Source organism: Chitinophaga sp. LS1 (genome assembly GCF_034274695.1).
Taxonomy (GTDB): domain Bacteria; phylum Bacteroidota; class Bacteroidia; order Chitinophagales; family Chitinophagaceae; genus Chitinophaga.
On record NZ_CP128362.1, the window covers coordinates 7,343,423 to 7,359,602 of the forward strand.

Sequence of the window (16,180 nt, forward strand, 5' to 3'; positions counted from 1 at the left end):
CGGAGGATTAAGTACCGTAACGCTGGCCACACGTCTACGGCTTTTTTTTGGTTGATTATTAAATGTTGGTTTTATCTGAACGGCAAAACTGTTACTACATCACCATCTATTCTAAATTTGGCTGATTTTGTCAGCATGATCATCTCTAATATCTTCTTTAACGGCACCTCTCTGCTGATTTCAATAGTTACACCTGTGGCTGTATTGAAATCGCCTGCATATACTACATCTACATTATACCAGCGCGACAGTTCCTCCATAATGTCCCTGAGATCTGCATCTCTTAATATAATCTGTTTGTTTTTCCAGGCGGTTACCTGCTCGATATCGGCATTGGTAATACTCAGCCCACCGTTACCAGATCTGGCCATTTGTCCGGGTTGCAGGACCTGTCCTTTACTACCTTTGGATGCTACTCTGACAGCGCCATTTACCAGTGTGGTATAAGTAATAGCAGGTTGATAGGCTCTTATATCAAAGGCAGTGCCCAATACCTGTACTTCCGTACCATTTACAGCTACAATGAATGGTCGCTTCGGGTCGTGTGTCACTTCGAAATAAGCTTCACCGGTCAGTTGTACTTCACGTTGATTTCCTGAAAACCGGTTCGGAAACCGGATGGAAGAAGCTGCATTTAACCATACGACAGTACCATCACCAAGGACTAATTTATACTCTCCACCTTTGGGAGTGATCAGCGTATTATAGGTCGGCATTTCTTTGGTGTTGTTTTTTGCCAGGTATGACAATACACCTTGTTGTTGTTGTACCTGTACACCATTGCCCTCCGTAAAACTGGAATCGCGCGCTTTGTCTAACCCGATTGTATGGCCATTGGCCATTACGAGGCGGGCTTTTGTGGTGCCGGGAGGAACTTCGTTGCCAATGACAACGTACTCCATGGCTGGTTCTTTTGGCGCCTTCAGGTATTGCAGACCTACAGCGATCATAATTAAAATAGCGGCTGCTGCAGACAGGTAAATGAAGGTGCGTCGCTGTTTGTTCTTTTTTATTTTATGATGAATTGAGCCGATCACATTTTCCATATTATAATTATGGAGTGGTGTGGAAGTCCATTCATTAGTTGCGCCTTGTGAAATTTCGGCCCATAGTTCCCTGTTCTTTTCAGATAGGTTGATCCATGCATCCAACTCCGCCTGTTCATCCGGCGTGATATTGCCTGCTATGTAATTTTTTACTAACGCAGCAATCCGAAATGGCAATTCTAATGGTAGTTGGCTCATCATAATATAATAACACCAAATGGGTGGTATTTGTCTAAAGGGTTTGAAAAAATATTTTTAAATTAATAACAGCAGGAAAGTAAATGCTTTGTCAGACAGTGATTTTTTGAGCAGAGAAAGGCCTCTGGCTTTTTGATTGCGAACAGTACTTTCGGTGATATTCAGTTGGTTGGCGATTTCATCGGTGCTTTTACCTTCCTGGAAGGTCATTTTTATCACTTTTTTACATTGTTCCGGCAGGGTGTTGATGGCGAGTTCGATTTCTCTCCATACTTCTGCGAGGATGATGTTGTTGGTGATGTCATCTTCAGGGATGGGTGCGAGCGGGATGGATTCTTCTCGTTGTTGTTTTCTTCTATTGTCCCGGATGTAGTTCAGGCAGCGGTTTCTGGCAGATAAGTATAGGAAGTTTCTGATGCTGGTGTCATTGTCAAAGCTTTGTTCTTTTTCCCATAGTTTGACGAATACATCCTGGGCGATTTCCTGTGCTACAGCATGGTTGTCGATTATTTTTTCTGCAAAAAAGACGATAGCCGGGTAATAGTGTTTTACCACGGTATTAAATTCAGATGTTCTAGCTGTCCCAAACATATTAACGGCCTTGCGGTTAAAATACAAAAAGTATGGGGTTTTTGAATGTTTTTTATTGTATTTGGGGGATAGCCATCCCAAAGGCAGTATGGAATTGGGTTAATTTGATACGGACCTGATCTGTTGTTTGGGCCTGATATTCAATATCTGTTAAATATGGCAACTATGTCGTAATAATATTTAAAGCTGGAAGATGTGTATCCATATAATAAAGCATCATCGGCGAAGTTTTTTACTGGTTTGCGGACAAAATTTTCAATTGAACGTGCATTTTGAGGAAGATATCAAAGAACAAAATATCACTCTCGTGGTGCTGATATAACAGGAAAAGCAGTTAATCTTTACGCCATACAACAGGGAAAAGACAAAAGTGGCGGTTGAAGTAAAAAATGCTTAGTATAGGCTGGGCTTGTGTAAGGGAGGAAAAGAGGCGCTTAAACAGGAAGATAAAGTGTCGACAAAGTGTCGACAGGCTATAATGGATTGTTCAATGGACTAATTTGCGGGGAATAATAAATGAATTAAATCCTATGAAGTTATCAAAATTTATCCCTGTGGCGTTTGTCTTAGCCCTTATCTTTAGTTGTAAAAAGGATAATAATAATGGGTCGGCGCCCACAGAACAGGCATATCTGCCTGCAACCTTCAAACTAACTGCTTCTGACGGATCCTTCGCGAATTATGAGCTGACCTATAATGATGACAATAGCGTAGCCACACTAACGAGTTCCATGTCAACAAGTGAGGGGGAAATAGATACTGTCCATTTTTCACACAACGCAAATGGAGATTGTGTGAAAGTAACTTTTACTAATAATATGGGCCGCGTAGGGGGGAGCAGTGACTCACTCGTATACCGGGATGGAAAGATGATCATATTACTGTTGGATAATGTAGGCATGGTGCAGGACAGCACCGTATTCACATTCAATAGCCAGGGAGATGTTATTATGATGGGTAATAAGGATACAGTTAGAAATGGCGACAGTAAATCGCTGTACTATATAGAATTTTCGATTATTAACGGGAATCCTCAAACTTTCACAACGTACAGCTATTATGCAGCTTCTGCAACGACTCAGCCGCAAATAACAAACTTCACCTCCAACTATGCATACGATAATAAGTCAAACGCATTTCAGGCTGTATTTCGTGCTGATCCTATTCTTGTATATCTCCTGAGCAATTCTGCATTAGCATATATTTCTATGGGCAAAAATAATATAACAGGTATTACGCAATCCGATTCACAGTACGTTTTCGCCCTTACTTACGATACAGTTACAGGTTACCTGTCTTCTCAACAGACTACATTTATGGGAACAACGCTCACTATTGACTATACCTATGTTAAATCGAAATAATTATACAAAAAGTCAGTATTGCTGCTGATCTTTTTTATGGTTCTACCCTGGACAGGTAAGTAATCGAACCTGGATATGGAGGATGTGTTGCTTTACTAAATCGGCTAATAACTGCCTGCAGCCTTCTTTCCATTTCACCTGTGTACGACAGCCTGATCAAAATAAAATAGTCGCGGGTAATCGCGACTATTTTGTTTTGATTATGAAGTGTAGTCGGAATCTCATAGATGGATTCGAGATACTTTGAATGACTGTGCTAGCCGAGGAAATAAGTCTTTAGAAATAGAAAAGCGCGATGGAATTGTAGTAATCCCAGACTGTATATCAAAAGAAGCATAATTGTATTTGGCTTTATCTTAAAAGAGGGCAGCGAGTTGCATAGATCAACCACTCTAGCCAATTTGAAATATAGGGTGTGGAACTTTACAATAATCAAAGACAATATTTATAGGGTAATACTTTACAAACAGGTATATTAAATCGTTATAAAACCTGATATAGTGTTATTGGGTCGAAACGGATATAATCATTATAAAATACAGAAAGTCGCGATTAATCGCGACTTTCTGTATCTGTGATCCCGTTGGGACTCGAACCCAAGACCCATACATTAAAAGTGTATTGCTCTACCAACTGAGCTACGGAATCATTCCCTTTCTTCGTGATTGGGAGTGCAAAGATAGGAATTAAATTATTTCTTCCAAATCCAAACGCAATTATTTTTTAAATTAATTTAAAATTATTCTATACTTCACAGCCGGATCCTCGCGCTGGTCGGGCTTAAACAAATGCAACAAATAATATTTCCCATTCACCCAATCCTGCACCGCATTATCATAATACTGACTTCCAGGATTACCACTTTCCCCGCCAGGATAGATCCCGTAAGCTTCTACAGGGTCTCCCATCTGCACGATCATACGCCATGAAGGACCATGATTTTCCTTTATACAATTCACTATATGTCTGCCACCACCCGTATATAAGTGATATGCGCCAAACGGAACAATACTACGGGTGATGTGTCTGATATCTGTACCACGGTAACGCCCCCACTCTAATTTATTTTTCACCTCCAACGCTTTTGCGGTATCCGCTGCTTTGGCCAGGGCAGCGTACATCAGGCCGGAGAAGGTTTCTTTCTCTGGTGTGTTGATGTTGTCAATAAAGTGAAATGCAGTATCTTTTATCAGCAGATTCAACGTTGTTTTTTCCCATGGCATCTGGTATACATCTTCTCCGAACTGTGCCATATCATCATCCCATATTTCGCTTTGCAGATTATTCCATACTAACTGGAACACAGTCGCAGCCTTGCTATCAGCAGTGTTTTGCTGATTCCAGGATGTGAGGAGTTGCCAGTATTTTTTCTGATCGGCTGTGAGTAATGATTGGGAAAGATGTGCACCAAATACAGGAATGGCAGCCCTTGCCAGCAAATTGGTGTAGTCATTTTGCAAAGCCATCATATCCTGGATAGTGATCTGGCTATCTGCCGCCAACACTTCATTGATACGCTTACCACGGAACAAATCATAGCCACCGACAAAGTTGTATGGATACGTATCGTCTGTCGGATTTTGATTGGCAGAACTAACAAAACCGCGGGCAGGATTATGCAGATGTGGTAATTCGTTTCGTGGTATATACCCTTGCCAGGCAAAGGTGCTGTCATCACCAGGCATCACGAATTTACCCTGATCCTTCCAGCGCAATGGATATTCTCCATTGTGCCAGATAGCGATGTCACCATCTTTAGAAGCGAAGGCAAAGTTCTGTGCCGGACATTGATAGTCTTTGATAGCTGCGAGGTAGTCGTCGTAATTTTTTGCTTTGTTGAGGAGCAGGAAAGTACGCAGTTCGTTCGATGGGTCATGGGCTTTCCAGCGCATGGCGAGGAACTGAAATTCTTCTTTTTGATGTACAGGGAAGGTGTTATCGTAGGCGACAGGTCCCCATATGGTGTAGGCGACGGTATCGTAGAAAGGTTGTTGTCCCCTGATATTGATTTGTTCTATACGAAGGTATGCATCGCGCCAGGTGCAATTAAATAAATACTGTTTGCGGCCATTGCGAAATTGCAGTTTGTAGAAATCTTTTACGTCTTCTTCCCCATTTGTTACCCCCCAGGCAATATCGTTATTGAAGCCAATGATCACGCCGGGCGCACCGGGCAACGAAGCACCATAAGTGTTTTGTTGCGGTGTGTGCAGCTGCACTTCGTACCAGAGGGAAGGCAGACTCAGGCCAAGGTGAGGATCATTACACAAGATCGGCGCACCGGAGCGGGTTTTAGAACCAGCTACCGCCCAGTTGTTGCTACCATTGTCCGGATCCGGTTTTTCTTCTTTAAAATGCTGTAAGGCACCCGCCAGTTTGATAATGCTGTCTGGTGGCGCTACTGCTTTCACGGTAGCCGGATCGAAGTGGGTGTTTTTAGGCACGATCGGGTCCAGGCTATCATTGAAATCAGGGTATAATAAGTTGAAATCTTCCTTGCTGAAAATACGGCGGGCGTTGGTGTATTCGAGGTCTTCGGATTCACCGGCCAGATCGTTTGCCATCAGTTTGAGGAGGACAGCGGAGTTCAGTGTGGTCCAGGGCTCCGGTTTGTAGTCAAGGAGCTTGTATTCTATGGGCAGACTTGCCTTGCTCAATGTTTGAATGTAGGCATTTACACCTGCAGCGTAAGATTCGATAGCGGTTTTGGTAAAAGGATCCTTTACCATTTCCTTCAGTGCGACCTCAGCACTGTAAACCATGCCACGGCGGCGTTGCATTCTGTCGTAATCGACCATTTTAGGGCCGAGTATTTCAGAGAGACGACCAGAGGCGGCGAAGATCTGCAATTCCATTTGCCAGAGGCGATCACGGGCGTGGAGGAAACCTTCTATATAGTAGGCGTCTGCGTCGTTTTCAGCGAAGATATGAGGGACCATGCGGTCATCCAGCCAGACTTCGGACTTGCCGGTGAGGCCGGGGAGGTGGATGGTTTCATTATAATCTTTGCTGATGGGGGTGGCGTTTTGCCAAAAACCTTCCTGAGGACTGAGTAATGGGCCAACAGGGGGCAGTGCACCCCATTTGTGGGACAAAGCAAAAATAAGTAAAGCGGTTATTCCGGTCGTAATGGCAAATGGTATGATTCTCATAGCAAGGAAGTGAATAGCTAATATACAATTTTTTCAGCCGCGGTGATTTTGGTGGATGGCAATAATGAAATCATATGGATGAATCGTAGGTGAGCCGGTTATAAGCCGCCAATAACCCGCCTCTTTATAGATGCGGGTTATTGGCGGCTTATAGCCGGGATATAGGCGGCTTATAGGCGGGTTATCTCCCTGAGAATGCAAAAGAAGTGCTATGGCTACGGTTGTAACCAGCAGGGGGGAGTAGCTACTTTTTAGTACGAAAAGCGACATCCCGCGAGGGGGTATCGACTACCTTTTAGCAAGAATGCGATAACCAGCGAGGACGCATTAGCTACTCTTTAGCAAGAAAAATGATATCCCGTGGGGGGTATCGACTACCTTTTAGCAAGAAATGCGATAACCAGCGAGTTCCCATTATTTACCCCTTAGTCAAAACCCCAATCACCTTATCCACTTCCTCTTCTGTATTAAAACTATGCAATACAATACGCAGCCTTTCCTTCCCTTTGGGCACAGTAGGATGTAAAATGGCCCGGATATCCAATCCTTCTCCCTGAAGTCGCGCCGCCAATTCCCTAGTAGCCGTATTTCCAGGGGTCAAAACAACCTGAATAGGCGTTTCACTGGGCAATGTATCCAGCGCCGCCACTCCCTTCCGGAATCGGGTAATTAAAGCCGCCAGGTGAGTTCTGGCTTCCTGCATATAAGGAAACAAATCGTAACTGGCCATGATCGCTGCCATCGCAGTAGGTGGCAGGGCCGTGGTATATATAAATGAGCGGGAAAAATTGATAAGATAATCACGTAAATGACTGGAACCCAGCACGACGGCACCATGACATCCTACAGCCTTGCCAAATGTATGTACCCTGGCAAAACATTGAGCCTGCAATTCCAGGTGCTGTACCAGGCCCTCGCCTTTTGCACCGACTACACCCGTGGCGTGGGCTTCGTCTACAATGAGGTGGGCGCCTGCCCTTTCACAAATGGCCGCGATGGCGGTTAAAGGGGCAAAGTCTCCATCCATGGAATACACAGACTCTACTGCCACGAAGATATTGCCCGTGGCGTTGGAGAGTTTCTTTTCAAGATCAATCGTATCATTGTGCAGGAAAGAAAATGCCTGCGCTTTGGAAAGCCGGATGCCATCACGGATACTGGCATGGATAAGGGAATCGTAAATGATCGTATCTCCTTTTTGGGGTACAGCGCTGAATAATCCAAGATTCGCATCGTAGCCGGAGTTATAAATTAACCCGGCGGCACTTTGATGAAATCCTGCCAACATAATTTCCGTTTCTTCTACCCAGAGGTAATTGCCTGCCAGTAAACGTGAGCCGGTACTGCCGTGGGCGAAAGGCCGCGCGGCAAGGAGATTATGTACGGCTTCCTGCATGGCCATGCTCTTTGCCAGGCCAAGGTAATCGTTGGAACAAAAGTCTACCATACCGGGTGCCGGCAGGCGTAATTGACGGAGGGCGTGCTGTTCTTTGCGTGCTGCCAGTTGCGCTAAAAGAAAATCTTCTTTCATCTTTCAAAGCTAAGTAACTTTGTGGACGATAATTAATGAAAAGCAACTTAACGCGCATGAGTAAAGTATCTATCCTTGGACTTCATCTTCCTTCTGACCCACGTTGGGTAAACCTGGCCGCTATTTCCCTGGAAGAAGTATTGACAGACCATGCTTTTTGTGAGCAAAAAGCTGCAACTTCCTGTATCTCTTTGATTCAGCGTTATCCGCACAGAGATAGACTGGTACAGGAACTGGCGCCGATCGTGACTGAAGAGTGGGGACATTTCCGGCAGGTACTGGCAGAGATGAAAAAGAGAGGGTTTCAGTTGGGAAAACAACGAAAAGATCTATACGTAAATGCGTTGATGCAGCATCAGAATAAAGGGGGGGATCCGGATACGGTGTTCCTGGATCGGTTGCTGACTTTTGCGCTGATTGAAGCAAGAAGTTGTGAGCGGTTTAGATTATTGAGTGAAGATCTGGAAGATGAATATCTCCGTGAGTTTTACCGGAAATTTATGATTTCTGAAGCAGGGCATTACCGGTTATTTATCGACCTGGCAAATGAGTATTTACCGGAAGAGAAGGTAAAAGCGCGCTGGCAGGAATGGCTGACGATTGAGGCGGATATAATGGATAAAATGGAAGTGAGGGGAGATAGGATTCATTAGAAGCAGACTTTCATTATCCTACATGGTTCATCATTGAAACCGATCCTGAAACCAGCGGGACAGCATCTATACAAGTAATTATTCACAGGCTTCAATGGTGGTTCCCTTGAAGCCTTCTTTATAGCTTAAAAATTAAACCCAATATTTACATAAAAACGTAACCGGCCATCCTGATCGCAATACATCATTGTGCCTTCTATCGGCCCCATGAATGTAGAATAGCCAGCTGATATGCCATACCCACTCAGGTATTTAAATTTCGTTTCCACATCCCCCATAAAATCATACACTGCAGCACCTACCCTTGGCGTGGTGAAGATATTCCGTGCCACTTCATACTGATACGCCAGTTGTAATGTAGCGGCAGAAGATGTACTCACCTCTCCTTCCAATATCCCTACAAACGGCAACTGGTTGCGCAGGACATTGTTCAATCCCCCAATCTGAAAAGCATTGATCGGACCTTGTTTGTGATTGAAGTTCACACCGCCACCGGCCTGAATTTGCAAAGCGCCTTTATATCCAAATGGAATATGGTATTTTGCCTGCAACAAAGCCCGCTGGTAATCGGCAAAGTTGATATTGGTAGAATCCAGTGATTGCTGCACCCCATCACGAAACACCCTGAAACCCGGGTTTTCATTATAGATCCAGCCTGCTTCGAACTGCAGATCGATCCCTTTGCGTGAGTAGATCTTTCTATCGAGCGAGTTCATACCGATATAAAAATAGCTGTTTAGTTGTGTGCTGTTTCCACGTATTTCCTGCTCATCTGCATAGCGGGGGTTCAGGTTTAAGAACTCCCAACGGGTACCGATACCCATGGCCATCATACTATTTAATGTCCATTGGAAATGTATATCGGTGTTTAAGTATTTACTATGATAATCCTGTTTTGCTTTCAGGTTTTCATATTGTGTCATCGAGTTATCCTCGAAGTAAAAACCAAGGCCTACACCGAAGTTCCTGTCATGACCGGTATATTTAAAGTACTCTGCCTGCACACGCGGATTTTCGCTGATAGCGACGGTCACAAATGCACGGGAGTTAGGTATGATAAAGTTGCGTTGTGTAACATTGACGATCGCGCTGGCATTTGTAAAACTATTATAACTAAGTGCGAATTTTACATACGTGAGCGGATTCTCTTCCACATTTACGTTCATGATGGTCTGGCGCTTGTCATCCGGTATGAGGTCGTATGTGATCATTTTATAGAATCGGGTACCAAATACATTCAGCACTGCTTCTTTGATATGCTGGGAAGTGTAGCAGCCACCGGTTTTGAGCCCAAGGCGCCCCAGGAAAAATTTCTCATCTGAGTGCTTGAGACCATTTACTCGAATTTCAGTCAGTTCAATATCAGCGGTAAAAGGTAAACGGTTCTTTTCGAAAGGTGGCAATGGATTGATGGCCTGTAGTGAATCGGCCAGGTGCTTAAACACGGGATACATCTCTCTGCCCTTGCGCTTACCTATTTCTATGATAGAATCAACGCTGCCAAAGCTGGCGGCACTGTAGTTTTCCAGTTTATGCTGAATGAAGATATCGCAGAGTTGTCGTTCATCCTTGAAGTCGTCGGCGTCTTTGTAGAAACCGAGTTGCTGGATCACATCCAGTGGTGTTTGCAACTGATCTGATTTGCGAAGACCTCCTGATACGTTGGACCCGATCACGATGTCGGCCCCCATTTCCTTAGCGGTGATAACCGGGAAGTTGCGGACTACACCGCCATCGACCAACTTACGGTCACCTATATTGATCGCTGTAAAAATAGAAGGAATGGCCATACTGGCACGGATAGCAGTGACAATATCGCCGGTATCGAGTGTGACGATGGCTCCATTGGACACATCGGTGGCGATACATTTAAAAGGAATATTGAATTTGGAAAAATCCCGCACCCCATTGGCAGGCCAGCACATACGTGCAAGCTCCAGCCATAGCTGTTCACCGGAAATTACGCCGGAGGCCAGTTTGGGTTTGCCAAATTCAAAGGGGATTTCGATGATATATTTATTATACTCTTTCTTTTCTTCGTAAGAGATGTCGGTGAGAACGGGTTGGTTGGTAAAAAGGTTGTTCCAGTCGAGTTCCCTGGCCATTCTTTCGATGTCGGAACCGGAGTAGCCCATGGAATAGAGGGCACCAACGATGCTCCCCATACTGGTGCCGGTGAGGTAATCTATATGTAGTCCGGCGCTGTCAAGGGCTTCGAGGATACCGATATGGGCCAGGCCTTTGGCGCCTCCACCGCTGAGGGTCACTCCTATTTTGGGACGACCGGTCCCCGGCTGCTGTGCAAACATGACAGCAGGAAATAAAATGATCCCTAACCAACAAACAAATACCCTTCTGAAACGCATATATCTTGACTGTAAGTTCCCTGATTTGACCCGAAGGTAGCAGAATAAGTTTAAAAAATGAGTTTTCCCGCGATGATCTGTAGCAGGCATAGGGAGACTCAATTTTATCCAAAATCTACGGTTTAACTGCCTCTTCAAAAAATATAATATTTGCGTTTTTATTATTATTTTATACAACTATTTGTAGCATTTCAAACTATTAGGACTACCTTATATTTCCACAAGTATGATAAAAAACACGACTGCGCACAACATCTGGCAGGTGATCCTGGCTTCTTCGGCCGGCACGCTGATAGAATGGTATGATTTCTACATCTTTGGCAGTTTGTCTGCTATAATTGCTGAAAAGTTTTTCCCGCCCAGCAATCCTGATCTTGCTTACATAATGACACTGGCCACTTTTGCAGTGGGGTTTGTGGTCAGGCCTTTTGGCGCGATTGTGTTCGGGAGATTGGGGGATATTGTCGGGAGGAAGTATACTTTTTTACTTACCCTGCTCATCATGGGTGGGTCTACTTTTGCTATTGGCCTGGTACCGGGTTATGGAACGATTGGCGTACTGGCACCGATTATTGTATTGATATTACGGCTATTACAGGGATTGGCGCTGGGTGGAGAATATGGAGGTGCTGCAACATATGTGGCAGAGCATTCGGCACATAACAAGCGTGGGTATTATACAAGTTTTATACAGACGACGGCTACGTTGGGGTTGTTTGTATCGCTGGCGGTGATCCTGATTACGAGGAGTAGCATGACGACGGATCAGTTCAATGATTGGGGATGGCGGGTGCCGTTCTGGTTGTCGGTGTTGCTGGTGTTGATGTCTTATTATATCAGGATCCGGTTGCAGGAGTCGCCGGAGTTTGCGCAGTTGAAAGCGGAGGGGAAGACGGCGAAGAACCCGATAAAAGAGAGTTTTGGCAAGAAAGAGAATTTGAAAGTGGTGTTGCTGGCGTTGTTTGGAGCCGCGATGGGCCAAGGGGTGATCTGGTATACGGGGCAGTTTTATGCTTTGTCGTTTTTGCAAAAGACGATGAACATTGAATTTGTGCAGTCTAATATAATAATAGCGGTGGCGCTGGTGTTGGGAACGCCGTTCTTTATTTATTTTGGGTGGTTGTCGGATAAGATCGGGCGAAAGAAGATTATGATGGCGGGGATGTTGGTAGCGGCGCTGGCGTATTATCCCATATATGCAAGGATGGATCAGATTGGGAATATTGGTTTGAAGACGGAGGAGAAGGCGAAGTATACGATAGAGAATACGATGACGAGGAATGAGAAGATGCAGAATGTGGAGAAGACCGTGAAGACGAGGGTGTATGATGATGAGACGAAGGTGAAGGAGACGGTGGTGAATACAGATGGGAAAGAGGAGAAGAAGACGGAGGTGGTAGTGGGCAAGAGTGGTGTGATACAATTGGTATTGCTGGTATGGGTGCAGGTGTTATTTGTGACGATGGTGTATGGGCCGATAGCGGCGTTTTTGGTGGAGTTGTTTCCGGCGAGGATCAGGTATACTTCGATGAGTTTGCCTTATCATTTGGGGAATGGGGTGTTTGGAGGGTTGTTGCCTACAGTGGCGACGATATTGGTGACGCAGACGCATCATCATTTGGCGGGGTTGGTGTACCCGATTGGGGTGGCGGGGATTTGTTTTGTGATTGGGATGGTGTTTATTAAGGAGAATATGATATCTAAAGAATAGGGTAGAATCCGGAAGAATTGCTGCTCAATTCTTCCGGATTCTAGTAGGGGCGGTTGCGGACCTGGTGGTTCGCAACCGCTTTTTATTGAAGGAATTTAGTTGCGAAGGTGTTGGATCTGGCGAACAGAAACTGATTTTTTATTTCCGCAACCGCTTATAATAGTTGTGAGGTGAAGCGGTCTGATAAACTTTGCAGCGGTAAAGAAGGATGCTCTTTTATCAGTTGTTCTACCTTATTAAAATAAGTTTTTACAAACTGCTGATGCTGTTTCCCTTCCGGGTTAAATGGCCGGTGCGCAGCTGCACGATTTAGGTCAGATATCTGATTGAATAAGGTCTTATCAGCAAGTCCGGCATTGATGAAGTGCTGCCATACATAATCTATCGCCATTTCGTTGGGGTGTACCAGGTCTTCTTTATAAAACCGGTAATCCCGCAAATCATCTACGACCAGCTCATACGCAGGAAAATAAAACAACCGGTCGAACTTATTGACCATATGATGTACTGCCTGTAAGAGGATGGCCTTGCTCAGGTTATTCTCCACTACCCCATCTCTTACATATCTTACCGGACTTATTGTAAACAGGATCTTTACTTTTCTATTTCTGAAAAACAACCGGTGCATTGCATTGTCCAGGGCAGAGATGATATCCTGTGCATTCAGCATTTTCTTATAAAAAGCTGATGCAGGTACTTTATGACAATTGCCTACTACCTTTCCGGTTTCCTGTAAGGTGTAAGTATGGGCAGAACCTAAGGTGATCATTAACCAATCTGCTTCTTCCAGTCTTTTGGCTGCAGCTTCCTGTTGGGCATTGATCCCTGCCAGTACGGTCTGAGGGTCCAATCCCGAAAAACGGCTGTGGTGATCCCAGCTATGCCAAAGGTCACCCTGCTGGAAAAGATCTTCCTGCGAATAAACTTTGTTATCCAGGTAGCTGTGAATCGACTGGGTAATGCTGATCGGATTGTACAAAATACCATGCGGATTGACCAGCGCATCAAAGTAATGCCCCTGCAACCGCTCTCCTATCTCTTCTGCGAAGCAGGACCCCATCAGCAATAAGCGATCTGCATATTGCAATGGTGAGGAAAAAGGCGTAACCGGAAATGTAAGGCGAAAGTTCATGACTAATAAAAAATACTGTCTGCTATCTGCTGGGCGGTGCGCAAAGCTTCCATATCCAGGTGTAAGGGCTCGTGCTGCTGCAGGCAGAATTCCAGCAGGCGTTCTGTAGCGAGGTTGCCTACCAGTTCATCTTTTGCCATCGGACAGCCGCCGATCCCTTTGATAGCACTATCAAATCTGCGACACCCTTCTGCGTAGGCGGCGGCCACCTTCTCCTCCCAGTTGTGGGGAGCAGAATGGAAATGCACGCCGAATTCCACGACAGGGTATGCTTTTATTAATGTAGAAAAGAGCTTTTTAATGATATCGGGTGTGGCTACCCCTACCGTATCTGCCAGTGAAATGGTAACGATGTCCATTTCTACCAGTTTCTCCACCCATTCCAGGGCTATGGCTGCATCGTACGGGTCACCATAGGGATTGCCAAAACCCATGGAAATGTAGATGACCAGTTGCTTGCTGTTTTTGATACAGAGCTCCTGCATAGTATCTACGAGTTCCAGTGAATCGGCAATCGTATTGTTAGTATTGCGTAGCTGAAAGGTTTCTGAGATGGAAAACGGGTATCCAAGGTAAGCGATTTCATCATGCACCACGGCTTCTTCTGCCCCCCGCTGGTTTGCTACAATAGCCAGGAGCCGGCTTTTGGTACCGGACAGGTCTAGTTTTGACAGGACTTGTTTTGTATCGGCCATTTGTGGGATGGCTTTGGGAGATACAAAGCTGCCAAAGTCTATTGTATTAAAACCAACGCGTAGCAAGGCGTTCAGGTACTTAACCTTATCGGAGGTGTCGATGGCCCGGTGCCAGCCTTGCATTGCGTCGCGGGGACATTCAATGAGTTTCATGGTGGATGATTTTAGAAAGTAAGTTTAGATCCCTCGCTGCTTCATCGCTTCGTATAGGATAATCCCTGCTGCCACTGATACGTTAAAAGATTCAAAATTACCACTCATCGGAATACGGAACTGTACATCCGTCGCCTTCAGCAGAGCTGGATAAACGCCCTGATCTTCCGATCCCATGATCACCGCCACCGGTTCATTCAAAGGCAGGTCAAACAATTTGGCTTCGGCTTCCATTTCGCTGGCGACTACCTTAATACCATTCAGGTGTAGGGTATCTATTGCTTTCAGGAGACTATTTACACGGCAGACGGAGATTTTCTCCAATGCACCGGCAGATGATTTGATCGCTTCTTCGTTGAGTGCAGCAATACCTTTATCAGGGATAATGATGGCCTGTGCCCCGCAACATACCGCGCTACGGGCAATGGCCCCGATATTTCTGACATCAGTGATGCCGTCCAGGATAAGGAACAGTGGAGTCTCGCCTGCTTCAGTGACGTGAGAGATTACATCCTGCAGGTCAAGGTAACTGATGTGGCCTGTAATGGCAATACACCCCTGGTGATTAGCCTGGGTAAGGCCATTCAGCTTTTCCATCGGTACCATGTTGATGGGAATGTTATACTGAGTAGCCAGACTTCTGATCTGGGGGATAATATCTCCCGTGGCTGTGCGTAACAGGTAAATGCGCTCGATGGCTTTTCCGGCCTGAATGGCCTCTACTACCGGCTGACGCCCTATTACCATGGACGAGGCCTTTGGCCTGGGCGCATGTTGTCTGGGCGAATGCTGCCGAAAACCGGCAGACTTATGTCTTCTATGTTCCATTGCCGCAAAGATAAAGATTTAGAGCTGTCCTTCCAGCAGCAGGGGGGTATCTTCTGAAAGACTACCATCCAAAGGGAATTTACAGCTCCCCTTCCAGCAGCATCAGCTTTATCTTCTGAATAGCAACTATCGACAACGAATCCGTGATCTCATGCCTCTTCACCATCTGATAAGCCTCCTCAAAAGGAACTTTTCTGATATGCAACTGCTCCGTCTCCTCCGGCTCAGCTTCCCGCTGCTCCAGCTGACGAGCCAGGTAAACCACACCAGCTTCATCTGACACTGAATTAGATAAATGGATTTTTACGATCGGCATCCAGCTATGCGCAATCAGACCGGTTTCTTCCAATAACTCCCTTTTGGCAGAATCGAGGGGAGCTGTACCCAGGGGGCCTCCACCTTCTGGAATCTCCCAAGAGAACTCTTCCAATGGAAAACGGAACTGCCCTACCAGGTAAATATTACCTTCTTCATCATAGGGAATAACACCAATGGCGGCATTTTTGAAATGAACTACGCCATAAATGCCCTTCCCTCCTGCCGGATTCAGTACCTGGTGTTCCGTTACACTGATCCAGGGATTGTCATATTCTACTTTGCTGGACAAGATCGTCCATGGGTTATGATTCAGATCCATAATTTACAAATGTAGGAATTGTGACAAGGATTGTGCCGGGCCTGTCATTAAATACAGGTTATAAAAATCAAAAATGGGGTATAAAAAAACGTCCCGCGCAGAGGCGGGACGATGTCAACCAGA

General features: G+C 45.3%; 12 protein-coding genes and 1 tRNA gene. 3 read left to right on the top strand and 10 right to left on the bottom strand.

What is annotated here, in order from left to right; genetic code table 11:
• Positions 1-71: 71 nt before the first annotated feature.
• Positions 72-1,247, bottom strand: a complete 1,176-nt coding sequence (locus QQL36_RS30035) for a FecR family protein (RefSeq protein WP_321567817.1) — start codon at positions 1,245-1,247, stop codon at positions 72-74.
• A gap of 54 nt (positions 1,248-1,301) precedes the next feature.
• Entirely contained in the window at positions 1,302-1,835 is a 534-nt protein-coding gene (locus QQL36_RS30040; RefSeq protein ID WP_321567818.1) for an RNA polymerase sigma-70 factor, read from the bottom strand.
• A gap of 530 nt (positions 1,836-2,365) precedes the next feature.
• Here QQL36_RS30040 and QQL36_RS30045 point away from each other — a divergent pair.
• On the top strand, positions 2,366-3,199 hold the full coding sequence (locus QQL36_RS30045; protein ID WP_321567819.1) for a hypothetical protein: 834 nt from the start codon (positions 2,366-2,368) through the stop codon (positions 3,197-3,199).
• A gap of 575 nt (positions 3,200-3,774) precedes the next feature.
• On the opposite strand, the gene QQL36_RS30050 is transcribed toward QQL36_RS30045, so the two are convergent.
• The 3 genes from QQL36_RS30050 to QQL36_RS30060 form a co-directional block, all read right to left on the bottom strand.
• A tRNA-Lys gene (locus QQL36_RS30050) sits at positions 3,775-3,847 on the bottom strand.
• A gap of 80 nt (positions 3,848-3,927) precedes the next feature.
• A complete protein-coding gene (locus QQL36_RS30055; protein ID WP_321567820.1) occupies positions 3,928-6,351 on the bottom strand; it encodes a penicillin acylase family protein in 2,424 nt (807 codons plus the stop codon).
• 418 nt (positions 6,352-6,769) lie between these two features.
• Positions 6,770-7,882: an aminotransferase class I/II-fold pyridoxal phosphate-dependent enzyme gene (locus QQL36_RS30060; protein ID WP_083722371.1), complete on the bottom strand. Its 1,113-nt coding sequence runs from the start codon at positions 7,880-7,882 to the stop codon at positions 6,770-6,772.
• Positions 7,883-7,938: 56 nt separating this feature from the next.
• Between QQL36_RS30060 and QQL36_RS30065 the strand changes: the two genes are divergently transcribed.
• Positions 7,939-8,535, top strand: a complete 597-nt coding sequence (locus tag QQL36_RS30065; RefSeq protein WP_083722372.1) for a tRNA-(ms[2]io[6]A)-hydroxylase — start codon at positions 7,939-7,941, stop codon at positions 8,533-8,535.
• A gap of 125 nt (positions 8,536-8,660) precedes the next feature.
• Here the strand turns inward: QQL36_RS30065 and QQL36_RS30070 are convergent, their stop codons facing one another.
• Complete coding sequence (locus tag QQL36_RS30070) at positions 8,661-10,844, bottom strand: patatin-like phospholipase family protein (RefSeq protein ID WP_179091071.1); 2,184 nt, start codon at positions 10,842-10,844, stop codon at positions 8,661-8,663.
• Between the two features lie 283 nt (positions 10,845-11,127).
• Between QQL36_RS30070 and QQL36_RS30075 the strand changes: the two genes are divergently transcribed.
• Positions 11,128-12,612 carry an MFS transporter gene (locus QQL36_RS30075; RefSeq protein WP_083722374.1) on the top strand — a complete coding sequence of 495 codons (1,485 nt, stop codon included), beginning with the start codon at positions 11,128-11,130 and terminating at the stop codon, positions 12,610-12,612.
• A 154-nt stretch (positions 12,613-12,766) separates the two neighbouring features.
• Here QQL36_RS30075 and QQL36_RS30080 read toward each other — a convergent pair whose 3' ends face one another.
• The 4 genes from QQL36_RS30080 to QQL36_RS30095 form a co-directional block, all read right to left on the bottom strand.
• On the bottom strand, positions 12,767-13,744 hold the full coding sequence (locus QQL36_RS30080; protein ID WP_321567821.1) for a GSCFA domain-containing protein: 978 nt from the start codon (positions 13,742-13,744) through the stop codon (positions 12,767-12,769).
• A 2-nt stretch (positions 13,745-13,746) separates the two neighbouring features.
• On the bottom strand, positions 13,747-14,592 hold the full coding sequence (locus QQL36_RS30085; RefSeq protein ID WP_321567822.1) for a hydroxymethylglutaryl-CoA lyase: 846 nt from the start codon (positions 14,590-14,592) through the stop codon (positions 13,747-13,749).
• A 24-nt stretch (positions 14,593-14,616) separates the two neighbouring features.
• Entirely contained in the window at positions 14,617-15,420 is an 804-nt protein-coding gene (rlmB, locus tag QQL36_RS30090; protein WP_083722377.1) for a 23S rRNA (guanosine(2251)-2'-O)-methyltransferase RlmB, read from the bottom strand.
• Between the two features lie 79 nt (positions 15,421-15,499).
• Positions 15,500-16,057, bottom strand: coding sequence for an NUDIX domain-containing protein (locus QQL36_RS30095; protein WP_083722378.1), 558 nt, complete (start codon positions 16,055-16,057; stop codon positions 15,500-15,502).
• Positions 16,058-16,180 lie beyond the last annotated feature (123 nt).

Excerpts from the sequence above, each read along its gene's own strand:
- QQL36_RS30075 (WP_083722374.1), top strand. The coding sequence starts at position 11,128 with ATGATAAAAAACACGACTGCGCACAACATCTGGCAGGTGATCCTGGCT.
- QQL36_RS30055 (WP_321567820.1), bottom strand. The coding sequence starts at position 6,351 with ATGAGAATCATACCATTTGCCATTACGACCGGAATAACCGCTTTACTT.
- QQL36_RS30095 (WP_083722378.1), bottom strand. The coding sequence starts at position 16,057 with ATGGATCTGAATCATAACCCATGGACGATCTTGTCCAGCAAAGTAGAA.
- QQL36_RS30070 (WP_179091071.1), bottom strand. The coding sequence starts at position 10,844 with ATGTTTGCACAGCAGCCGGGGACCGGTCGTCCCAAAATAGGAGTGACC.
- rlmB (WP_083722377.1), bottom strand. The coding sequence starts at position 15,420 with ATGGAACATAGAAGACATAAGTCTGCCGGTTTTCGGCAGCATTCGCCC.
- QQL36_RS30080 (WP_321567821.1), bottom strand. The coding sequence starts at position 13,744 with ATGAACTTTCGCCTTACATTTCCGGTTACGCCTTTTTCCTCACCATTG.
- QQL36_RS30065 (WP_083722372.1), top strand. The coding sequence starts at position 7,939 with ATGAGTAAAGTATCTATCCTTGGACTTCATCTTCCTTCTGACCCACGT.
- QQL36_RS30040 (WP_321567818.1), bottom strand. The coding sequence starts at position 1,835 with ATGTTTGGGACAGCTAGAACATCTGAATTTAATACCGTGGTAAAACAC.
- QQL36_RS30035 (WP_321567817.1), bottom strand. The coding sequence starts at position 1,247 with ATGATGAGCCAACTACCATTAGAATTGCCATTTCGGATTGCTGCGTTA.
- QQL36_RS30045 (WP_321567819.1), top strand. The coding sequence starts at position 2,366 with ATGAAGTTATCAAAATTTATCCCTGTGGCGTTTGTCTTAGCCCTTATC.
- QQL36_RS30060 (WP_083722371.1), bottom strand. The coding sequence starts at position 7,882 with ATGAAAGAAGATTTTCTTTTAGCGCAACTGGCAGCACGCAAAGAACAG.
- QQL36_RS30085 (WP_321567822.1), bottom strand. The coding sequence starts at position 14,592 with ATGAAACTCATTGAATGTCCCCGCGACGCAATGCAAGGCTGGCACCGG.